This window comes from Pseudomonas marginalis (genome assembly GCF_008692035.1).
Lineage (GTDB): Bacteria > Pseudomonadota > Gammaproteobacteria > Pseudomonadales > Pseudomonadaceae > Aquipseudomonas > Aquipseudomonas marginalis.
Genome location: NZ_VTFG01000002.1, coordinates 535,272 through 554,453, shown reverse-complemented (window position 1 = coordinate 554,453; position 19,182 = coordinate 535,272). Strand labels below are relative to the sequence as shown.

General features: G+C 61.4%; 18 protein-coding genes. 8 read left to right on the top strand and 10 right to left on the bottom strand.

Annotation, left to right across the window (positions count from 1 at the left end; translation table 11 throughout):
• Positions 1-4: 4 nt before the first annotated feature.
• A complete protein-coding gene (locus FX984_RS22550) occupies positions 5-571 on the bottom strand; it encodes a CsiV family protein (protein WP_092358979.1) in 567 nt (188 codons plus the stop codon).
• An 11-nt stretch (positions 572-582) separates the two neighbouring features.
• Positions 583-4,032: a transcription-repair coupling factor gene (mfd, locus tag FX984_RS22545; protein WP_027604233.1), complete on the bottom strand. Its 3,450-nt coding sequence runs from the start codon at positions 4,030-4,032 to the stop codon at positions 583-585.
• 340 nt (positions 4,033-4,372) lie between these two features.
• Between mfd and FX984_RS22540 the strand changes: the two genes are divergently transcribed.
• A complete protein-coding gene (locus tag FX984_RS22540) occupies positions 4,373-5,836 on the top strand; it encodes a glyceraldehyde-3-phosphate dehydrogenase (RefSeq protein WP_027604232.1) in 1,464 nt (487 codons plus the stop codon).
• Between the two features lie 194 nt (positions 5,837-6,030).
• Here FX984_RS22540 and FX984_RS22535 read toward each other — a convergent pair whose 3' ends face one another.
• Positions 6,031-6,564 carry a chalcone isomerase family protein gene (locus FX984_RS22535; protein WP_092358981.1) on the bottom strand — a complete coding sequence of 178 codons (534 nt, stop codon included), beginning with the start codon at positions 6,562-6,564 and terminating at the stop codon, positions 6,031-6,033.
• 234 nt (positions 6,565-6,798) lie between these two features.
• On the opposite strand from FX984_RS22535, the gene sthA reads away from it, so the two are divergent.
• A complete protein-coding gene (gene sthA, locus FX984_RS22530; RefSeq protein ID WP_003189670.1) occupies positions 6,799-8,193 on the top strand; it encodes a Si-specific NAD(P)(+) transhydrogenase in 1,395 nt (464 codons plus the stop codon).
• A 42-nt stretch (positions 8,194-8,235) separates the two neighbouring features.
• Here the strand turns inward: sthA and FX984_RS22525 are convergent, their stop codons facing one another.
• Together FX984_RS22525 and FX984_RS22520 are read right to left on the bottom strand one after the other, a co-directional pair.
• Positions 8,236-8,958, bottom strand: coding sequence for a glycerophosphodiester phosphodiesterase (locus FX984_RS22525; protein ID WP_027604230.1), 723 nt, complete (start codon positions 8,956-8,958; stop codon positions 8,236-8,238).
• 46 nt (positions 8,959-9,004) lie between these two features.
• Complete coding sequence (locus tag FX984_RS22520) at positions 9,005-9,589, bottom strand: PilZ domain-containing protein (RefSeq protein WP_027604229.1); 585 nt, start codon at positions 9,587-9,589, stop codon at positions 9,005-9,007.
• 94 nt (positions 9,590-9,683) lie between these two features.
• Between FX984_RS22520 and FX984_RS22515 the strand changes: the two genes are divergently transcribed.
• Genes FX984_RS22515 through FX984_RS22505 form a run of 3 tightly spaced genes read left to right on the top strand, consistent with a single transcriptional unit; the run spans position 9,684 to position 12,928 of the window.
• Entirely contained in the window at positions 9,684-10,934 is a 1,251-nt protein-coding gene (locus FX984_RS22515; RefSeq protein WP_146475771.1) for a lipoprotein-releasing ABC transporter permease subunit, read from the top strand.
• Positions 10,935-10,941: 7 nt separating this feature from the next.
• The gene (gene lolD / locus FX984_RS22510; protein WP_024074097.1) at positions 10,942-11,625 is read left to right on the top strand and encodes a lipoprotein-releasing ABC transporter ATP-binding protein LolD; all 684 of its coding nucleotides are present in this window, start codon (positions 10,942-10,944) and stop codon (positions 11,623-11,625) included.
• Between the two features lie 58 nt (positions 11,626-11,683).
• A complete protein-coding gene (locus FX984_RS22505; RefSeq protein ID WP_146475770.1) occupies positions 11,684-12,928 on the top strand; it encodes a lipoprotein-releasing ABC transporter permease subunit in 1,245 nt (414 codons plus the stop codon).
• 104 nt (positions 12,929-13,032) lie between these two features.
• Here the strand turns inward: FX984_RS22505 and FX984_RS22500 are convergent, their stop codons facing one another.
• Together FX984_RS22500 and FX984_RS22495 are read right to left on the bottom strand one after the other, a co-directional pair.
• A complete protein-coding gene (locus FX984_RS22500; protein WP_146475769.1) occupies positions 13,033-14,388 on the bottom strand; it encodes a heavy metal sensor histidine kinase in 1,356 nt (451 codons plus the stop codon).
• On the bottom strand, positions 14,385-15,065 hold the full coding sequence (locus FX984_RS22495) for a heavy metal response regulator transcription factor (RefSeq protein WP_146475768.1): 681 nt from the start codon (positions 15,063-15,065) through the stop codon (positions 14,385-14,387). Before FX984_RS22495 ends, FX984_RS22500 begins: the two co-directional genes overlap by 4 nt.
• 157 nt (positions 15,066-15,222) lie before the next feature.
• Between FX984_RS22495 and copI the strand changes: the two genes are divergently transcribed.
• Both copI and queF read left to right on the top strand, forming a co-directional pair.
• The gene (gene copI / locus FX984_RS22490; RefSeq protein ID WP_065928149.1) at positions 15,223-15,744 is read left to right on the top strand and encodes a copper-resistant cuproprotein CopI; all 522 of its coding nucleotides are present in this window, start codon (positions 15,223-15,225) and stop codon (positions 15,742-15,744) included.
• 66 nt (positions 15,745-15,810) lie between these two features.
• Positions 15,811-16,641 (top strand): NADPH-dependent 7-cyano-7-deazaguanine reductase QueF, encoded by an 831-nt coding sequence (gene queF / locus FX984_RS22485; protein ID WP_092358985.1) that lies wholly within the window; start codon positions 15,811-15,813, stop codon positions 16,639-16,641.
• 63 nt (positions 16,642-16,704) lie between these two features.
• On the opposite strand, the gene FX984_RS22480 is transcribed toward queF, so the two are convergent.
• Together FX984_RS22480 and pcrP are read right to left on the bottom strand one after the other, a co-directional pair.
• A complete protein-coding gene (locus FX984_RS22480) occupies positions 16,705-16,971 on the bottom strand; it encodes a DUF4404 family protein (RefSeq protein ID WP_146475767.1) in 267 nt (88 codons plus the stop codon).
• A 110-nt stretch (positions 16,972-17,081) separates the two neighbouring features.
• Complete coding sequence (pcrP, locus tag FX984_RS22475) at positions 17,082-17,690, bottom strand: HAD superfamily inactivated hydrolase PcrP (RefSeq protein ID WP_027604220.1); 609 nt, start codon at positions 17,688-17,690, stop codon at positions 17,082-17,084.
• Positions 17,691-17,884: 194 nt separating this feature from the next.
• Here pcrP and FX984_RS22470 point away from each other — a divergent pair, with 194 nt between their 5' ends.
• Positions 17,885-18,574, top strand: coding sequence for an MlaA family lipoprotein (locus FX984_RS22470; RefSeq protein WP_027604219.1), 690 nt, complete (start codon positions 17,885-17,887; stop codon positions 18,572-18,574).
• A 62-nt stretch (positions 18,575-18,636) separates the two neighbouring features.
• On the opposite strand, the gene FX984_RS22465 is transcribed toward FX984_RS22470, so the two are convergent.
• Positions 18,637-18,933, bottom strand: coding sequence for a PilZ domain-containing protein (locus FX984_RS22465; RefSeq protein WP_065947405.1), 297 nt, complete (start codon positions 18,931-18,933; stop codon positions 18,637-18,639).
• Between the last annotated feature and the right edge of the window lie 249 nt (positions 18,934-19,182).

Below are 19,182 nucleotides of genomic sequence, written 5' to 3'. Positions count from 1 at the left end.
TGGATCAGTCCTGAATGTCGGGTGGGGGTGCGCTGGGTGGCTTGGCGGTCAGCGAAGTGATCTTGATCAGCAGTGCCAGGTGGCCGCCGTCCAGGTAGTTGAGCTGGTTGTTCTTGGTGCGCACGTCTTTCTGGCTCAGGTGTTCGCTGGCCACCACGCTGCCGTTGCTGTCGAACGTGTTGAGCCAGAAGTCCGCATCGATATCCGTGAAGCGCCCCAGTTGCAGGCTCAACACGCCCTCGATGGGGAACTGGCCGAACTGCTCCTTGCCGTCGGTGATCGCGATCCTGACCGGCTGCTCGCCGAGGTTCTGTTCCCAGGCCTTGTGCGCCAGCACGGTGAAGCTGTTATCGGCGTTGAGTTTGTCGACGATATTGTTCAGGCGCGGCGGGCTCAGCCTGTCGCCCAACCGCTGCGCGCCCGCATCCCAGTTTTCCGGCGCAGCGCGGCTGTTGAGCGCCGGCTCCGCGTTCTGGCGTACCAGGATCATTTCCACCTGGTACGGACTGTCGGCAAATGCCGAAGGCGCGAGTACCACCAACAACAGGCTCAGAATGCGGAACAGGCGCATTGGGGCGTCCTTCAAGCAGATTTCGGGATGAGGCGCTCGAACAACGCCTCCAATGTATTAAAGCGTTCTTCGGCACGTTCCATCGGCACCATGAACTTGAACAGCGTAGCCCCTTCGAACTTGTAGCGATTGGGCTGGCCCTGGATCAGCTTGATCAGCACCAGGGGGTCCACCGGCGTCTGCGCTTCGAACTCGATACGCCCGCCTTGCGGCCCGGCGTCGACTTTCTTGATCCCGAGCTGCTCGGCCTGCAATTTGAGCAGGGTCAGGCGCACCAGGTTCTTGGTCGGCTCGGGCAGCAGGCCGAAGCGGTCGATCATCTCCACCTGCAGGTCCTTGAGGCCCTCTTCGTCGGTGGCCGAGGCGATGCGCTTGTACAGGATCAGGCGTGCATGCACATCCGGCAGGTAGTCTTCGGGGATCAACGCCGGCAAGCGCAGGTTGATTTCCGGACCGCCGCCCAGGGGCTGGTCGAGGTTTGGCTGCTCGCCCTTGCGGATGGCTTTCACCGCGCGTTCGAGCATCTCCATATACAGGGTGAAGCCGACGGCCTGGATTTGCCCGCTCTGGCCATCGCCCAGCAGTTCGCCGGCACCGCGGATTTCCAGGTCGTTGGTGGCCAGGACAAAACCGGCGCCCAGGTCCTGGGTGTTGGCGATCGCTTCCAGGCGCTTCTCGGCGTCCCCGGTGATCTGCTGGCGGGGCGGCGTCAGCAGGTAGGCATACGCCTGGTGGTGACTGCGCCCAACCCGGCCGCGCAGCTGGTGCAGCTGGGCCAGGCCGAACTTGTCCGCCCGTTCGATGATGATGGTGTTGGCGCTAGGCACGTCGATGCCGGTCTCGATGATGGTCGAGGCGATCAGCACGTTGAAGCGCTTGTGGTAGAAGTCGCTCATCACCTGTTCGAGATCGCGTTCGCGCATCTGCCCGTGGCCGATGGCGATGCGTGCTTCCGGCACCAGTTCGGCGAGGTCGGCGGCGCATTTCTCGATGGTTTTTACGTCGTTGTGCAGGTAGTACACCTGGCCGCCACGCAGCAATTCCCGCAGCAGCGCTTCCTTGACTGTGCTTTTGTTCTGCTCCATCACGAACGTGCGCACCGACAGGCGCCGCGCCGGCGGCGTGGCGATGATCGACAGGTCGCGCATGCCCGACACCGCCATGTTCAGCGTACGCGGAATCGGCGTGGCGGTGAGGGTAAGGATGTCGACCTCGCTGCGCAGGGCCTTGAGCTGTTCTTTCTGACGCACACCGAAGCGGTGTTCTTCGTCGATGATCACCAGGCCCAGGTTCTTGATCTTTACATCGTCCGACAGCAGCTTGTGCGTGCCGATCACGATGTCGATCTTGCCTTCGGCGAGGTCGGCGACGGCGGCATTCACCTCCTTGGCGGACTTGAAGCGGCTCATCACTTCCACGGTCACCGGCCAGTCGGCAAAGCGGTCACGGAAGCTGTTGTAGTGTTGCTGGGCGAGCAGGGTGGTCGGCACCAGGATCGCCACTTGCTTGCCGCCGTGTACCGCAATAAAGGCCGCGCGCATGGCCACTTCGGTCTTGCCGAAGCCCACGTCGCCGCACACCAGGCGGTCCATCGGCTTGGGCGCGAGCATGTCGGCGCGCACCGCTTCGATGGTGGTTTGCTGGTCCGGGGTTTCTTCGAAGGCGAAGCCGGCGCTGAAGGTGGCGTAGTCGGCCTTCGGGTCGGCGAAGGCATACCCTTCGCGCGCCGCACGACGGGCATAGATGTCGAGCAGTTCGGCGGCGACATCGCGCACTTGCTCGGCGGCCTTGCGCTTGGCTTTCTGCCAGGTCTCGGAGCCCAGGCGGTGCAACGGCGCCAGGGCGTCGTCGCTGCCGGTGTAGCGGGCGATCAGGTGCAGGTTGGCCACCGGCACGTAGAGCTTGGCGCCCTCGGCGTATTCCATGGTGAGGAATTCGGCGGCCTGGTTGTCGATCTCCAGGGTCTGCAGGCCCAGGTAGCGGCCGACACCGTGGTCGATATGCACCACCGGCGCGCCTTCGCGCAGTTCCGTGAGGTTTTTGATCACCGCGTCGTTGTTGGCGTCGGCGCGTTTTTCACGGCGGCGACGCTGCATCACGCGCTGGCCGAACAGCGGGCTTTCGGCGATCAGCGCGAGCGCCGGGTCATCCAGCAGCAGGCCTTCGTCCAGTGGCGCGATGGTGATCGCCAGGCGCTCTTTGCTGGCGACAAAATCCGGCCAGCTGTCGACGGTTTTCGGCCGCAGCTTCAGGCGTTCCAGCAGCTCCAGCAGCACTTCACGGCGCCCGGCGGATTCGGCGGTGAACAGCACGCGGCCGGGGAAGTCGCCGAGGAAGTTCGAGAGTGCTTCCAGGGGTTGCGTGGCTTTGGCCTGGATCGCCAGGTCCGGCAACGTCGCCGCAGGGAAGCGCTCGCGGCCGCTGCCGGTGTCCACATCCTGCTGGCTGGCGACCACGCGCGGCCAGTTTTTCAGGCGGGCGAAACAGTCTTCCACCGGCAGGAACAGCTCGGCGGGCGGTAATAAAGGCCGGGAAGGATCGACGCGGCGCTCTTCATAGCGGTTACGCACGTCGTTCCAGAAGTTTTCCGCCGCCTGTTCGATGCCCGGCAACGAGAACACCTGGGTGTCCTGGGGCAGGTAGTCGAACAGGGTCGAGGTTTCGTCGAAGAACAGCGGCAGGTAGTACTCGATGCCCGCCGGGGTAATCCCGCTGCTCAAGTCCTGGAAGATCGGGCAGCGGCGGAAGTCCACGTCAAAGCGTTCACGGAAGCGCGCCTTGAAGCGCGTGACCGCGTCCTTTTGCAGCGGGAACTCCCGTGCCGGCAACAGCTTGATCGACTCGACCTTGTCGATGGACCGCTGGTTTTCCGGGTCGAAGGTGCGCAGGGTCTCGATTTCGTCATCGAACAGGTCGATGCGGTACGGCAACTTGCTGCCCATGGGGAACAGGTCGATCAGCGCACCACGCACGGCGAATTCACCGTGTTCATACACCGTGTCGACGCAGCGGTAGCCGCTGGCTTCGAGGCGCGTGCGCATCTGTTCCACGTCGAGCTTCTGGCCGATATCCAGCACCAGGCTGCTGCCCAGCAGGAACTTGGTCGGCGCCAGGCGGTGCAGGGCGGTGGTGATCGGCACCACCAACACACCGTGGGCCAGTTCCGGCAGGCGGTACAGGCTGGCGATGCGCTGGGAGATGATGTCCTGGTGCGGCGAGAACAGGTCGTAGGGCAGGGTTTCCCAGTCGGGAAAATGCAGCACCGGCAAATCGGGGGCGAAGAAGCTCAGCTCCTGCTCCAACCGTTCGGCGCTTTGGCTGTCGGCGGTAAGCAGCAGGGTAAAGCGCTTGGCTGCGCTGGCAGCCTCGGCAATGGCCAGGCTCAGGGCGGCACCGGGCAGGTTGCCCCAGTGCTGTTTACCTGCCGCGGCAGGGAGAAGCGGTAGACGCAGAACGGGCACGGAAGGTTGAGCTCCAAGCGTTGCGACAAAGTCGGTAATTGTAACGGCCCGGGGTGCCGCCTGTCAGTTGCTGACTGAGCCTATTACGGTTTGTAGGAAATGTAGTGGCTAAGACAAACAAAGCAGCCTTTTGACTCATTATGTAGTGCCGTTTTGCACGGATGTTTCGGAGAGTTACGGACAAGTTGGCGGCACTGCGCCATTGGTGGCCTTCTGAAACCCGCGTGTTTCCTGGCCTGTAGCGGGGTGGTATTTTTTTGCAAGGGCTTTTTGTTGTGGTTGGCGCATTGCTCAACGGGCGGTCGGACGACATAATGTAGCCCCTTTTTTCAGCCCCTACATGTGGAAGGTTCCCGTGACTCAGAAGCCCGACCAGTGTCTTGGTGAATGGATCGACCGTGAAGCACTCGCAGAAGCGATGATCCCGCTTATCGGTCAGCTGTACCGCAATAACAATGTGGTGAGCTCGATCTATGGCCGCAGCCTGATCAACCAATCAGTCATCGCGATTCTCAAGGCGCATCGCTTTGCTCGCCATCGTTCCGCCGACGACAGCGAACTCTCCGTCCACGAAACATTCCCCCTGCTCAAGGCCATGAGCGAGCTCAAGCTCGGCGCGGCTTCGGTAGACCTGGGCAAGCTGGCCTACAAGTTCCGCAAGGAAGGTGCCGGCCGCAGCGCCGAGCAGTTCGTGCGTGAAGAAATGGCCGATGTGGTGGGCCAGCAAAACGCCGCTGCCCGCAAAGGCACCGACGTTGTCCTCTACGGTTTCGGTCGTATCGGCCGCCTGCTGGCGCGCATCCTGATCGAAAAAACCGGTGGCGGCGACGGCCTGCGCCTGCGTGCCATCGTGGTGCGCAAAGGCGCCGAGAACGACCTGACCAAACGCGCCAGCCTGCTGCGTCGCGATTCGGTACACGGTTCGTTCAACGGCACCATCACCATCGACGAAGAAAACAACACCATCACCGCCAACGGCAACCTGATCCAGGTGATCTACGCGAAGAACCCGACCGAGGTGGATTACACCCAGTACGGCATCAAGGACGCCCTGCTGGTGGACAACACCGGCGTATGGCGTGATGCCGAAGGCCTGGGCCAGCACCTGGCCTGCCCGGGCATCGACCGCGTCGTGCTGACCGCGCCTGGCAAAGGCAAGCTCAAGAACATCGTGCACGGCATCAACCACGGTGAAATCACCGCTGACGACAAGATCGTGTCCGCCGCCTCCTGCACCACCAACGCCATCGTGCCGGTGCTCAAGGCCGTTAATGACAAGTTCGGCATCGTCAACGGCCACGTTGAAACCGTTCACTCGTACACCAACGACCAGAACCTGATCGACAACTTCCACAAGGGCGATCGCCGTGGCCGCAGCGCCGCGCTGAACATGGTCATCACCGAGACCGGTGCCGCCACCGCCGCTGCCAAGGCCTTGCCTGAGCTGGCCGGCAAGCTGACCGGTAACGCGATCCGTGTGCCGACGCCGAACGTGTCGATGGCCATTCTCAACCTGAACCTTGAGAAAGCCGCTACCCGTGAAGAGATGAACGAGTACCTGCGCTACATGGCGCTGCACTCCGACCTGCACAAGCAAATCGACTTCGTCAATTCCCAGGAAGTGGTGTCCACCGACTTCGTTGGCTCGCGCCACGCCGGTGTAGTGGACGCGGAAGCGACCATTACCCAGGACAACCGCGTTGTACTGTACGTCTGGTACGACAACGAGTTCGGCTACAGCTGCCAGGTGGTTCGCGTGATGGAAGACATGGCCGGGGTCAACCCGCCTGCGTTCCCGCGCTAAGCCTTAGCACTGAATGAAAAAGCCCCGACTGGTTCGGGGCTTTTTCATGGCAGCGGGTTTGTGTTGTCGAGCAGGGCCTGATCGGCAGCAGGCTCCTTCCCACATTTCGAGGTGTGAATACCTTCAAATGTGGGAGGGGGCTCGCCCCCGATAGCGGTAGTTCAGCGTATGCCTGCCTAACGGGCAGGCCATTTTCATTTCAGCAGTTTGCCGCGCAAGTCATCGGACAAACCCTTGGGCGCCAGCCAAATGCCCAGGTAGGCCCTTGCCAGCGCGTCATTGGCGCTGCTGAACACCACCTGCCCATTGATCTCCAGATTCAGGCCACGGCCGGGGCGAAAGTCCAGGGCGTAGCGATCACCGCTGCGGATGTTACGAAAGCTGGCGTGCAACTGGTCGACTTCAAGCCTCAGGCGAGGGCTGGCTTGCTGGCGCTCCAAGGTGGCCGTCGCCGCCTTGATCACATCGTTGCGGTCGATGTCGCGAAAGTAATACAGCACAAGGCGCAGCGGCTGTTGCGAGTCCCATGCCTGCCTGGCGCTCACGGTCTGCGGGGTATACAGCGCAGCCGCGTACACATCCGCCCAGAGGTAGGTGAACACCGTCTGGTTTTTCAGCGCCAGTCCGGGGGCTTGCGCAGGAAAATCGGCTTGCCGGAGGCGGTCTGCTTCATTCGCATACACCACAACCGAAAAAATCATCATTAAACAGAAAACGACATGCCGCATAATGGCCCGTCCTGCAAAGGTGCGTGTCAGCAGTGTAATGCCGGTTTCCTGTTCCTGTAGTAAAGGCAAAACTGGCCTACGACGCGACCAAGGGTTAATGTGCGCGGCGTTGAGCCTTATATAGACTGTGCCCCGGTTCACACACTTGAGCCAAATTGTCCTTCATGACCGCTGGCCGCGGCATGATTTAGCCAGGCGTCCAACCGTGCGCCTGGCCTGTTCTGAGGAGTACGCATGGCTGTCTACAACTACGACGTGGTGGTACTGGGTTCCGGCCCGGCTGGAGAAGGTGCGGCGATGAACGCCGCGAAGGCAGGGCGCAAGGTGGCGATGGTCGATAGCCGTCGCCAGGTCGGCGGTAACTGCACCCACCTGGGCACCATCCCGTCCAAGGCTTTGCGTCACTCGGTGCGCCAGATCATGCAGTTCAACACCAACCCGATGTTTCGGGCCATTGGTGAGCCGCGCTGGTTCTCGTTCCCGGACGTGCTGAAAAGCGCCGAGAAGGTCATCTCCAAGCAAGTCGCTTCGCGCACCGGCTACTACGCCCGTAACCGTGTCGACCTGTTCTTCGGCACCGGCAGCTTCGCCGACGAGCAAACCGTCGAAGTGGTGTGCGCCAACGGCGTGGTCGAGAAGCTGGTGGCCAAGCACATCATCATCGCCACCGGTTCGCGCCCGTATCGCCCGGCGGATATCGATTTCCACCACCCGCGTATCTACGATAGCGACACCATCCTCAGCCTGGGCCACACCCCGCGCAAGCTGATCATCTACGGCGCCGGCGTGATCGGCTGTGAATACGCCTCGATCTTCAGCGGCCTGGGCGTGCTGGTGGAGCTGGTGGACAACCGCGACCAGTTGCTGAGCTTCCTCGACTCGGAAATTTCCCAGGCGTTGAGCTACCACTTCAGCAACAACAACATCACCGTGCGTCACAACGAAGAATACGAGCGGGTCGAAGGCCTGGACAACGGCGTGATCCTGCACCTCAAGTCCGGCAAGAAGATCAAGGCCGATGCCTTGCTGTGGTGCAACGGCCGTACCGGCAACACCGACAAGCTCGGCATGGAAAACATCGGGGTCAAGGTCAACAGCCGTGGCCAGATCGAAGTCGACGAGAACTATCGCACCTGCGTGCCGAACATCTACGGTGCCGGTGACGTGATCGGCTGGCCAAGCCTGGCCAGTGCGGCGCATGACCAGGGCCGTTCGGCGGCCGGCAGCATTGTCGACAACGGCAGCTGGCGTTACGTGAACGACGTGCCGACTGGGATCTACACGATTCCCGAGATCAGCTCGATCGGCAAGAACGAGCACGAACTGACCAAGGCCAAGGTGCCTTACGAAGTGGGCAAGGCGTTCTTCAAGAGCATGGCGCGTGCGCAGATCGCCGGTGAGCCGCAAGGCATGCTCAAGATCCTGTTCCACCGCGAAACCCTGGAAGTCCTCGGCGTGCATTGCTTCGGCTACCAGGCTTCGGAGATCGTGCACATCGGCCAGGCGATCATGAACCAGCCGGGTGAGCAAAATACCCTCAAGTATTTCGTCAACACCACGTTCAACTACCCGACCATGGCCGAAGCCTATCGGGTAGCGGCCTACGACGGCCTCAACCGGCTTTTTTGAGCGGCTCCGGCCGGTGGCCTGAGCCGGCCGGGGAGACCGATTTCAGTAATTCTCGAGGGTGGCAGTGGCCAAACCGGGAAAGTCTGTAATCAGGCTATCTACGCCGAAGTCGGCGAGCCTGCGCATCAGCGCAGGTTCGTTGACCGTCCACACGGACACATGCAAACCCTGGCGCTGGGCTTTTTCCAGGCGTTCGGGGGTGCACAACGTCCAGTTCAACGCCAGCATCTCACAGCCGTAGTTCTGCGCGACCTTCAGCGGGTCGAGCCAGGCATATTCGGCGACCAGCCCGCGTGACAGGTCGGGGGTGAGTTCAACCGCTGCTTTCAACACTTCCCGCGAGCTTGAGGTTACGGTGACCTTGTCCATCAGGCCGAAACGCACGGCCATCTCACGGATGGCCAGCACGGTGGTCGCGGCACGGGTGCGCGAGGCGCTTTTGACTTCCAGTTGCCAGTGATCGAAGTCGCACTGTTCGAACAGCTCTTCCAGGCGCGGAATCGGGCAAGGCTTGACCCAGCCCGGGCCGCCTTTGCGCGCGTCCATCTTCACCAGGTCTGCCGCCGAATACTCGACGACTTTGCCGCGCCGGTCGGTGGTGCGCTTGAGGGTCGGGTCGTGGATGACCATCAGCTCGCCGTCCATGGACAGGTGCAAATCCAGTTCGCAGCGGCGTACACCGTGCTTGAGACACGCCTGGAAGCTGGTCAGGGTGTTTTCCGGTGCTTCGCCTTTGGCACCGCGGTGGCCGTAGATCAGGGTCACAGTTGCTCCTTTACGCCAGGTTGTCTGGCAGGGTGAATTCGAGAGTTCAGGTGTCTTGGGCGTCGCTCTGTTCCCGTGCCAGGCGCCGTTCCTGCGCCTGTTTCTGCAGGATGTAGCGCGCCAGCAGCTGGCGTTGGGCATCGGTCATGGCTTCGAATTCCGTGCCGACGTCAAAGCCTGTGCCCTTGGGATCGCAATGGGTGACCCGCGCGCGCAGCAGCAGGCCGAGCGCCTGGGGCATCAGCACCAGCTTGACCGCCAGGTGCGCACCCACCGTCAGGGGGGAGGGGTGTTGGAAATCGATGCCGCCTTCGGAAATGATCACCGGCTGCGGGGCGCCGACCTCATCCAGCAGGCCGCGGGCCATGATTTGGCTGAGCAAGTCCAGGCGTTTGTTCTGCACCCGGAGAAAGGCCACGAGGGTGCGATCCTTCTCGCTGAGCTGGCGCAGCAGGTGCTGGGCTTCAAATTCGCTCAGGTGCAGTTCACTGAGCAGATTGAACAGCGGTGAATCATCCAGCAACACTTCCTTGCTCGCCGCTTCGGGGGCAGACAGGCTTTTGATTTGGAGTGCGATCATGTCGTCGATACGGTAGTATTCGCGGCGCTCTTCTTCATCTAATGTCGACATGGCGAACCCCAGGTAACGGTAATGGTCTGAGTGTAAAGCTGCTTACCAGACCCCGCCACCGGGACGTCTTCTTTTCCTCCGAACAAGCCCCGACATGTTCAGACCTCTCTTCGTATTTATTGGCACGCGTTATACCCGTGCAAAGCGTCGCAATCATTTTGTGTCGTTCATTTCCTTGACCTCGATGATCGGTCTCGCCCTTGGCGTGGTCGTGATGATCGTAGTGCTGTCGGTGATGAACGGCTTCGATCATGAGATGCGCACCCGCGTGCTGGGCATGGTGCCCCACGCGACCATCGAGGGCGATGCGCCCATCAGCGACTGGCAAAGCCTGGCCGCCAAGGTCAAGCAGAACCCCAAGGTAGTGGCCGTGGCGCCGTTTACCCAGATGCAGGGGCTGCTGACCAACGACGGCAAGGTGCAGAAAATCCTGCTCAATGCCATCGACCCGGCCCAGGAACGCAACGTCTCGATCATCGACAAGTTCATGTTGCAGGGCAAACTCGACGATCTGGCCCCCGGCAGCTTTGGCCTTGTCATCGGTGACAAGGCGGCGGCCAAGCTCGGCGTAGGCATCGGTGACAAGCTGACCTTCGTCGCACCGGAAGTCACCGTGACGCCGGCCGGCATGTTCCCGCGCATGAAGCGCTTTACCGTGGTCGGCACCTTCCACGTCGGCGCCGGCGAGATCGACGGCTACCTCGGCCTGACCAACCTCACCGACCTGGCCCGCCTGCATCGCTGGCAGCCGGACCAGGTGCAAGGCCTGCGCCTGAAGTTCAACGACTTGTTCGATGCCCCGCGCGGCGCCTGGGAAATCGCCCAACACTTGGGTGAAAGCCAGTACTACGCCCGCGACTGGACTCGCACCCACGGCAACCTGTACCAGGCCATCCGCATGGAAAAAGCCATGATCGGCCTGCTGTTGCTGCTGATCGTCGCCGTTGCCGCCTTCAACATCATCTCCACGCTGGTGATGGTGGTGAATGACAAGAAGGGCGACATCGCCATCCTGCGCACCCTCGGCGCCACGCCGGGGCAGATCATGGCGATCTTCATGGTGCAGGGCACCGTGATCGGCGTGGTCGGCACCTTGATCGGCACCGCGGTAGGCATTTTGGCCGCGCTGAATGTCAGTGCCGCCATCGCCTTGCTTGAAAAGGTGATCGGCCACAAGTTCCTCAACGCCGACGTCTACTTCATCGATTACCTGCCGTCCCAGGTGCAAGCCCAGGACGTGCTGATGGTGGGCGGCGCCGCGTTGGTCCTGAGTTTCCTTGCCACCCTGTATCCAGCCTGGCGCGCGGCACGTACCCAGCCAGCACAGGCCTTACGTTATGAGTGAATCGGGCATGAGTGAAAAAGCAATCCTGAGCTGCCGCAACCTGGGCAAATCCTACGAGGAAGGCCCGGAATCGGTCGTGGTGCTGTCCAACCTGCAACTGGAACTGCATCCCGGCGAGCGCGTGGCGATCGTCGGCAGTTCCGGTTCCGGCAAAAGTACCTTGCTCAACCTGTTGGGCGGCCTCGATACGCCGTCCCAGGGCAGCGTATGGCTGGCCGGTGAAGAACTGTCGGCCCTGAATGAAAAGGCCCGTGGCCAGTTGCGCAACCGTTCGTTGGGCTTTGTGTACCAGTTCCACCACCTGTTGCCGGAATTCACCGCCCTGGAAAACGTGTGCATGCCGTTGCTGATCGGCAAGACCGCGATCCCGGAAGCGCGCCAGCGCGCCAAGGCGTTGCTCGAGCGCGTCGGCCTCGGCCATCGCCTGGAGCACAAGCCGGCCGAACTGTCCGGCGGTGAGCGCCAGCGTGTGGCGATTGCCCGTGCCCTGGTGAACAACCCGGGGCTGGTGATGCTCGACGAGCCCACCGGCAACCTCGACTCCCACACGGCCCAGGGCATCAAGGACTTGATGCTGGAACTGAGCACCCAGATGCGCACTGCGTTCCTGGTGGTGACCCATGACATGAGCATGGCCCGCCAGATGGACCGTGTGCTGCACCTGCAGGAAGGTCATCTGGTCGCCATCTGACCTGTTTCAAGCCCGGTGCCTGACGCCGGGTTTTCTATTTTTCCAACGGTGCCCGCGAATGTTCAGACCGTTATCGATTTTCATCGGCACGCGCTATACCCGCGCCAAGCGCCGCAACCGTTTTGTTTCGTTCATCTCGATGACCTCGATGATCGGCCTCGCCCTGGGCGTGCTGGCGATGATCGTGGTGCTATCGGTGATGAACGGCTTCCAGCGTGAAATGAGCTCGCGCATCCTTGGCATGGTGCCCCACGCCACTATCGTCGGGGTGAACCCGATCGACGATTGGCAGCCGGTGGCCGCTGCGGCGATGAAGAATCCGCAAGTGACTGCCGCCGTACCGTTCACGCAGATGGACGGCATGTTCTCCTACAAGGGCGCGATGCAGCCGATTGAGATCAGCGGCGTCGATCCGGCCCAGGAAGGCAAGGTGTCGATCGTGGTCCAGCATATCGTGCAGGGCAAACTGGAAGACCTGAAGCCCGGCGAGTTCGGCGTGGTGGTCGGCGAAATCACCGCCCGGCGTTTTCGCCTGAATGTGGGCGACAAATTGACCCTGATCGTCCCGGAAATCAGCAGTGCGCCCGGTGGTATCACCCCGCGCATGCAGCGTCTGAACGTAGTGGGTATCTTCAAGGTCGGCGCCGAGCTGGATGGCTCCATGGCCCTCATCCACATGGCTGACGCTGCCGAGATACAGCATTGGCAGCCGAACCAGGTGCAGAGCGTGCGCCTGGCGTTGAAAGACCTGTACGCAGCGCCCAAGGTCTCGGCGGACATCGCCGCCAGCCTCGGCAGCGGCTACAAGCCCGATGACTGGACCCACACCCAGGGCAGCCTGTTCAGTGCGATGAAGATGGAAAAGACCATGATCGGCCTGTTGTTGCTGATGATCGTCGCCGTCGCGGCGTTCAACATCATCGCCACGCTGATCATGGTGGTGAACGACAAGGGTGCGGACATCGCGATCCTGCGCACCATCGGCGCCACGCCACGGCAGATCATGGCGATCTTCATGGTGCAGGGCACGGTGATCGGCATTGTCGGCACCTTGATCGGCGGCGTGCTGGGGGTGATTGCGGCGCTGAACGTGAGTGAGCTGGTGGGCTGGCTGGAGCGGGTGAGCGGGCAGCATATCTTCAGTTCGGATGTGTACTTCGTCAGCAACCTGCCTTCGGAGCTGCAAAGTGGCGATGTGGTGCTGATTTGTACGGCCGGGTTTGTGTTGAGCTTCCTGGCGACGATTTACCCGGCGTATCGGGCGGCGAAGATTGAGCCGGCGCATGCCCTTAGGTATTCGTAGTCTTTAAGACCGCTATCGGGGGCAAGCCCCTCCCACATTTGAATGTATTCACGGATCAACGTGTGGGAGGGGGCTTGCCCCCGATAGGGCCGGCCTGGCTTGCATCAATTTCCCCTGGGCAACTCAATCACAAACCTTGTCCACCCCGCCGCGGATTCACAAAAAATCCTCCCCCCGTGTGCCCGCACAATCGACTGGGTAATCGCCAATCCCAGCCCCGCATGCTCGCTGCTGCCTTCATGGCGCGCCGGGTCGGCTCGGTAGAACCGGTCGAACAGCCTCGGCAACACGTGCGCTGGAATACCTTCCCCGCTGTTTTCTACCGTCAGTGTCACGCCCCGTGCGCCTTCAACCATCCGCACGCGCACTTGGCCGCCGGCCGGGGTAAACCTGAGGGCGTTATCCAGCAGGTTCGACAGGGCCCGGCGCAGCATGCCGCGATCGCCGACAGTTTGTGCGCCGCCTTCGCGTACCAGCGAGACCTGTGCGTCTTCTGCCAGCAACGCGAAAAACTCCAGCAACGTCTCTACTTCATCCGCCAGTACCAACGGCTCGCGCTTGGGCACCAGCAAGCCGTGGTCCGCCTTGGCCAGGTACAGCATGTCATTCACCAACTGCGCCATCCATTGCAGCTCTTCCAGGTTGCTGTGCAGCGCCTCGCGGTAATCCTCCAGGGGGCGCGGTTGGGTCAGGATGACCTGGGTCTGGGTCAGCAGGTTCGACAGGGGCGTGCGCAGTTCATGGGCAATGTCGGCGGAGAAGGCCGACAGGCGTTGGAAGGCGTCGTCCAATCGCCCCAGCATGGCATTGAAGGCCTGGGCCAGTTCGGCCAATTCCGCCGGCATTTGCTGCTGAGGCAGGCGTTGGGTCAAGGAGTGGGCCGACACACTGGCAGCCACTTCGCCCATGCGCCGCAACGGCCGCAAGCCACTGCGTGCAGCCCAGGCGCCCAGCAGCGCGGTGGCCAGGGCCGATAGGCCGACGGTGAGCCAGATCAAATGTTGCATGCGTTGCAGGAAGTGCTGGTGATGGGTGATGTCGAGCATCAGGGTCAGTTGCGGTGAGGCGGGCTGGCCGGGCCTCAAGGGGGCGTTGTACACGCGGTAGTCGGTGCCGGCGTTCTGCAGGGTGTGCAGGCCAGGCGCCTCGGGCAGGCTGACGCTTGGCGCATCGTCCAGCCAGCGCTGGCCGGCGGCGGTGATGCGCAATGTCAGGTCAGGCTGGCGATTGAGCTCGGCTCGCAGCTGCGCTTCGCGTTGGGCGAATGAGTCCAGTGATTCGACGCCCTGCAAGGTACTGCGCAGCGCCACCAGCTTGCTGTCGAGTTGCTGTTGGTCCAGCTCAATGAAGTGCGCCTCGCTGGCACGGTTGAACAGCACGCCGGCGAACAACGAGACCACCGCGGTGCACGCCGCAAACAGCAGGGCCAGGCGGCTGGCCAGGGACAGACGCTGGATCAATGGCTGCGCTCCTCCAGCACATAACCCATGCCGCGCACGGTATGGATCAGTTTGGTGGGGAAAGGATCGTCGACTTTCAGGCGCAGGCGCCGGATCGCGACTTCGATGATGTTGGTGTCACTGTCGAAATTCATGTCCCACACTTGGGAGGCAATCAGCGACTTGGGCAGGACTTCGCCCTGGCGGCGCAGCAGCAGCTCCAGCAGGGAGAATTCCTTGGCGGTGAGGTCGATGCGCTGGCCGTCCCGTTCGACGCGGCGGCGGAGCAGGTCCAGGCGCAGGTCGGCCAGTTGCAGGGCGGTTTCCTGCGGCGTGCTGCTGCCACGGCGCAACAGGCTGCGTACCCGCGCCAGCAGTTCGGAGAAGGCAAAGGGCTTGACCAGGTAATCGTCGGCACCCAGTTCCAGGCCGTGCACCCGGTCTTCCACGGCATCCCGGGCGGTCAGAAACAGCACCGGGATCTCCAGGCCGGCACTGCGTACCGCTTGCAGGATTTGCCAGCCGTCGCGACCGGGCAGCATCACATCCAGGATCAACAGGCCATAATCGCCGGTCAGCGCCAGGTGCTGGCCGCTGGTACCGTCGGCCACCAGTTCGGTGGTGAAGCCCGCCTCGGCCAGGCCTTGGCGCAGATAGTGGCCGGTTTTCGGTTGGTCTTCGACGATCAGCAATTTCATGGGCGGCTCTTGGCAACAGTTCACGAGGGGCTTTATACCCTGGGTGCCAGGGGAAGGGCGCAACCTGACAAAGTTGTAATCTAGCAGTCAGCTGGCTGGCAGCGGCGCACTCTTAGAGTGCTGTCCAAGCAGGTTGCACACTTTTTGGAGAATCGAGATGGCATTGCGTACACCCCTGTTGTTGGCGGGCTGCCTGTTGGCGTTGAGTTTCAATGCAATGGCGGATGCGGCCCATACCTATGCGTTCGGCCAGCCGGCACCGGCGGATAAGGCCACACGCACCGTGGAAGTGACGCTGCAGGATATTTCCTTTTCGCCCAAGTCCCTGGACGTCAAGGCCGGTGAGACGGTGCGCTTTGTACTGGTCAACAAAGGTCAGTTGCTGCATGAATTCAACCTCGGTGACGCGGCGATGCACGCCGAACACCAGAAGGAAATGCTGCAGATGCAGGCCAGCGGCATGCTCACTTCCACGGGAATGGGCAAGATGGATCATAGTGCCATGGGCCACGGTGAAATGGGCGGCATGAAACACGACGATCCCAACAGCGTGCTGGTGGAGCCCGGCAAGACCGCTGAGCTGACCTGGACGTTCACCAAGGCCACCGGCCTGGAGTTTGCCTGCAACCTCCCCGGGCATTATCAGGCGGGCATGGTCGGCAAGCTGACCGTTGAGTAAGGCGTTTCTTAAGGGCGGGGGCAAAGGCTGGTAGACTGGCGCGGTTTATTTAGCCAGGTTTCCGCCATGCATCCCGCAGCCGAACATTCGCCGCTGGGCAAGTCCAGTGAATACATTTCCACCTACACCCCTTCGTTGCTGTTCCCGATTCCACGCGCCGCCAAATGGGCCGAGCTGGGCCTGAGCGCCGAGACCCTGCCGTACAAGGGCGTGGATTTCTGGAACTGCTTCGAGTTGTCCTGGCTGCTGCCGTCGGGCAAGCCGGTGGTGGCCATCGGTGAGTTCAGCATCCCCGCCGACTCGCCGAACATCATCGAGTCCAAGTCGTTCAAGCTGTACCTCAACTCGCTGAACCAGACCGCGTTCACCGATACACCAAGCCTGGAAGCGACCCTGCGCACCGACCTCAGCGCCGCCGCCGGCAAGCCTGTTACCGTGCGTATCCGCAGCTTGGCCGACATTGGGGCCGAAGGCGTGATGGCGTTGCCGGGCACGTGCATTGACGATCTGGATATCAGTGTCAGCAACTACGAACACCCGCGCCCGGAGCTGCTGCGTTGTGATGACTCGCGCATTGTCGAGGAGAGCGTGCACAGCCACCTGCTCAAGTCCAACTGCCCGGTGACCAGCCAGCCCGACTGGGGCAGCGTGGTGGTGGAGTACCGTGGTTCGGCGTTGGATCACGGGAGTTTGCTGGAATACCTGGTGAGCTTTCGCCAGCACTCGGATTTCCATGAACAGTGCGTGGAGCGCATTTTCCTCGACCTGCAGCGTTTGCTGAAGCCGGAGAAGTTAACGGTGTATGCGCGCTATGTGCGGCGCGGCGGGTTGGATATCAACCCTTACCGCAGTACTGAGGATGTGGCGTTCCAGAACGTGCGCCTGGCCCGTCAGTAAGCAAAGGTGGGAGGGGGCAAGCCCTCTCCTACCTTTTGGTTCTGCGCCTGGCTTGGGCTCGGGTCAGATCCCCATATTGCCCAAGGTGATCATGATATTGCGCAGTGTCCCGGAAATCACCGGGTGCTCAGCGCCGAACTCTATGGCAGCTTGGCTCACATCGTCGGAAATACTCGGCGTTTGAGTGGCTGGTTCAAGTTCAAGTTGCAATTCAAACTTGGCAATCAAGGCTTGCAGAGCATCACGTTTTTCTTCCGACAGCGGCGGCTCCTGTTCCAGCTGCCCGCGCAGGATCTCGACCTGTTCTTCCAGTTTTTTGCGATCAGGCATGACGTTCTTCCTTTTATCGATAGGCACTGGCATAGACCACGGCACGCCGTGAAAGGTCTACGGACTGACCTGTAGATTAATCCACGGGCGCCGACTGTGCATGATCTCGATCAGGGCTTCTCGCCTTTGAGCTGGCGCAGGCTGATGTCGGCCAGGCAGGTGCCGAGTTCACCGAGGTGATCGATCACCGAGTGGACCCCCAGGCCATAGAGCTCAACGGTGGCTTTGCCGCGCCTGTGCTCGCGTTCCTTGTCGCTCAGCGCCTGCCACTGCTCAGGCGCCAGGCCGCACAATGAACCACAGGAGGCCAGGCCAATGGTCCACAAGCCGGCATTCAGGCCCGATTGCAACAGGCGCGGCTCGCCGCTGACCAGTACGCAACCTTCCAGGCGTTCAATGTTGAGTTCCATCAAGGCTTGCCAGCAGGCATGAGGGGCGGGCCAGCGGATGGAGGAGGGGGATGCGGCCTTGAGCCAGTTGGGCAGTACGGCGGCCAGTGGTGTGGTTACCGAAGGCGGCAGTTCATCCAGCCAGGCACAGGGGACGCCTTGTTCCTTGAGGCTGCGCAGGATTTTCAGGGCGCCGGGTGTGGCTTGGGAGTCCGGGGAGGGTGAATCGGTGCGCGCCCGGGAACCAAAGTCCACCAGGCAACCACTCAGGCCAAACAGAACAGCAGTCAAGGCGGGCGCGTTGGCGATGGCTATCTCGGCGTGAGGCATGTCGACATCCCTGAAATAGCTGTGACGCTATCGGGGCAGGATGACAAGCAGATGACAGCGGGGTAATTGTAGGAAAATTGTCCATTTGTGTTAGGACGATTCCTAGCAGCTGCCTAATTGGACACTTCCGTCATATACTGACGGCCTTATTCAGGGCATAGCGCCCATGACAGACCATTCAAGGAGCAAAAGCTATGCGCTGGAGCCACTACTTCGCTCAGCTATCGGTGTGTGCCACTGTCCTGCTGGCGCCTTTCGCTGCACAGGCTGCATCGGAAGATGATCCATGGGAAAGCGTCAACCGCCCGATCTTCACCTTCAACGACACCGTTGATACCTATGCCCTCAAGCCATTGGCCCAAGGCTATCAGTGGATCACTCCGCAATTTGTCGAAGATGGTATCCACAACTTCTTCCGCAATATCGGCGATGTCGGCAACCTGGCCAACAACGTGCTGCAGCTCAAACCCCACAATGCCGGGGTCGACACTGCGCGCTTGCTGGTTAACACCACGTTCGGCGTGCTGGGCTTTATCGACGTCGGCACCAAAATGGGGCTGCAACGCAGTGATGAAGACTTCGGCCAGACCCTCGGTTACTGGGGCGTGGGCAGCGGTCCCTACGTGATGATCCCGCTGCTGGGCCCGAGCACCTTGCGTGATGCACCGTCCAAATACGTGGACAGCTACACCCAACCGTACCGCTATATGAACGATATCGGCTGGCGCAACAGCACCATGGGCCTGAACATCGTTGACACCCGTGCCAGCCTGCTCGACAGCGAGAAATTGATCACCGGCGACAAGTACACCTTTATCCGCAATGCCTACCTGCAGAACCGCGAGTTCAAGGTCAAGGACGGCAAGGTCGTCGACGACTTTTAAGCTGTGATGTTTTGAAATGAAAAAAAGGCGACCCTGGCGGTCGCCTTTTTTGTGCGCGGGTTTCAGCGCATTTTCAGGATCCTAAGCCCGAGTTGTTGCTCGTCGCCCACGGTTTTGGTCCAGACCACTTCCGTGTCAGCCTCCAGGCCCTTGAGCGCCGCGTGCTCTGAATCAATGCGCACGGTGAGTAGGTCTCCCACCGCGAACTGACGCGGTGCCTGCACCTGCATCCCGGAGCTGGAAAGGTCCACGCAAACCCCGGCAAACTCCTGGCCTTCGTGGAGCAAAGATACTTCGGCATCCACCCGCATGCGGATGAAATCGCGTTTTTCGGCGTAGTCGCGCTCGTGTTCGCCCATCGGTTCCATCCTTACTTTGTGTTGTGGTCTTGGCTGTTCTTATAACTCCCGGTGATTTGCGATGTAAAGACGCCCGGCGACCATCGGCATGAGCTTGAAACCCCCGGCGGATGGGAGTACCGTCTGCGCCTTAGAAGGGCACCTCTGCTTTACAGTTGTGCATGGGAAAAATCCCATTGCGTTGTAGTACAGAGAGGCTAGAAAGCGAATCCAGTACGTGAGCCCGGCCATTGCCGAGCCACCTACGCC

Coding starts and splice junctions, on each gene's coding strand:
- FX984_RS22550 (WP_092358979.1), bottom strand. CDS start 571: ATGCGCCTGTTCCGCATTCTGAGCCTGTTGTTGGTGGTACTCGCGCCT.
- FX984_RS22540 (WP_027604232.1), top strand. CDS start 4,373: ATGTGGAAGGTTCCCGTGACTCAGAAGCCCGACCAGTGTCTTGGTGAA.
- FX984_RS22535 (WP_092358981.1), bottom strand. CDS start 6,564: ATGCGGCATGTCGTTTTCTGTTTAATGATGATTTTTTCGGTTGTGGTG.
- sthA (WP_003189670.1), top strand. CDS start 6,799: ATGGCTGTCTACAACTACGACGTGGTGGTACTGGGTTCCGGCCCGGCT.
- FX984_RS22520 (WP_027604229.1), bottom strand. CDS start 9,589: ATGTCGACATTAGATGAAGAAGAGCGCCGCGAATACTACCGTATCGAC.
- FX984_RS22515 (WP_146475771.1), top strand. CDS start 9,684: ATGTTCAGACCTCTCTTCGTATTTATTGGCACGCGTTATACCCGTGCA.
- lolD (WP_024074097.1), top strand. CDS start 10,942: ATGAGTGAAAAAGCAATCCTGAGCTGCCGCAACCTGGGCAAATCCTAC.
- FX984_RS22505 (WP_146475770.1), top strand. CDS start 11,684: ATGTTCAGACCGTTATCGATTTTCATCGGCACGCGCTATACCCGCGCC.
- FX984_RS22495 (WP_146475768.1), bottom strand. CDS start 15,065: ATGAAATTGCTGATCGTCGAAGACCAACCGAAAACCGGCCACTATCTG.
- copI (WP_065928149.1), top strand. CDS start 15,223: ATGGCATTGCGTACACCCCTGTTGTTGGCGGGCTGCCTGTTGGCGTTG.
- queF (WP_092358985.1), top strand. CDS start 15,811: ATGCATCCCGCAGCCGAACATTCGCCGCTGGGCAAGTCCAGTGAATAC.
- FX984_RS22480 (WP_146475767.1), bottom strand. CDS start 16,971: ATGCCTGATCGCAAAAAACTGGAAGAACAGGTCGAGATCCTGCGCGGG.
- pcrP (WP_027604220.1), bottom strand. CDS start 17,690: ATGCCTCACGCCGAGATAGCCATCGCCAACGCGCCCGCCTTGACTGCT.
- FX984_RS22470 (WP_027604219.1), top strand. CDS start 17,885: ATGCGCTGGAGCCACTACTTCGCTCAGCTATCGGTGTGTGCCACTGTC.
- FX984_RS22465 (WP_065947405.1), bottom strand. CDS start 18,933: ATGGGCGAACACGAGCGCGACTACGCCGAAAAACGCGATTTCATCCGC.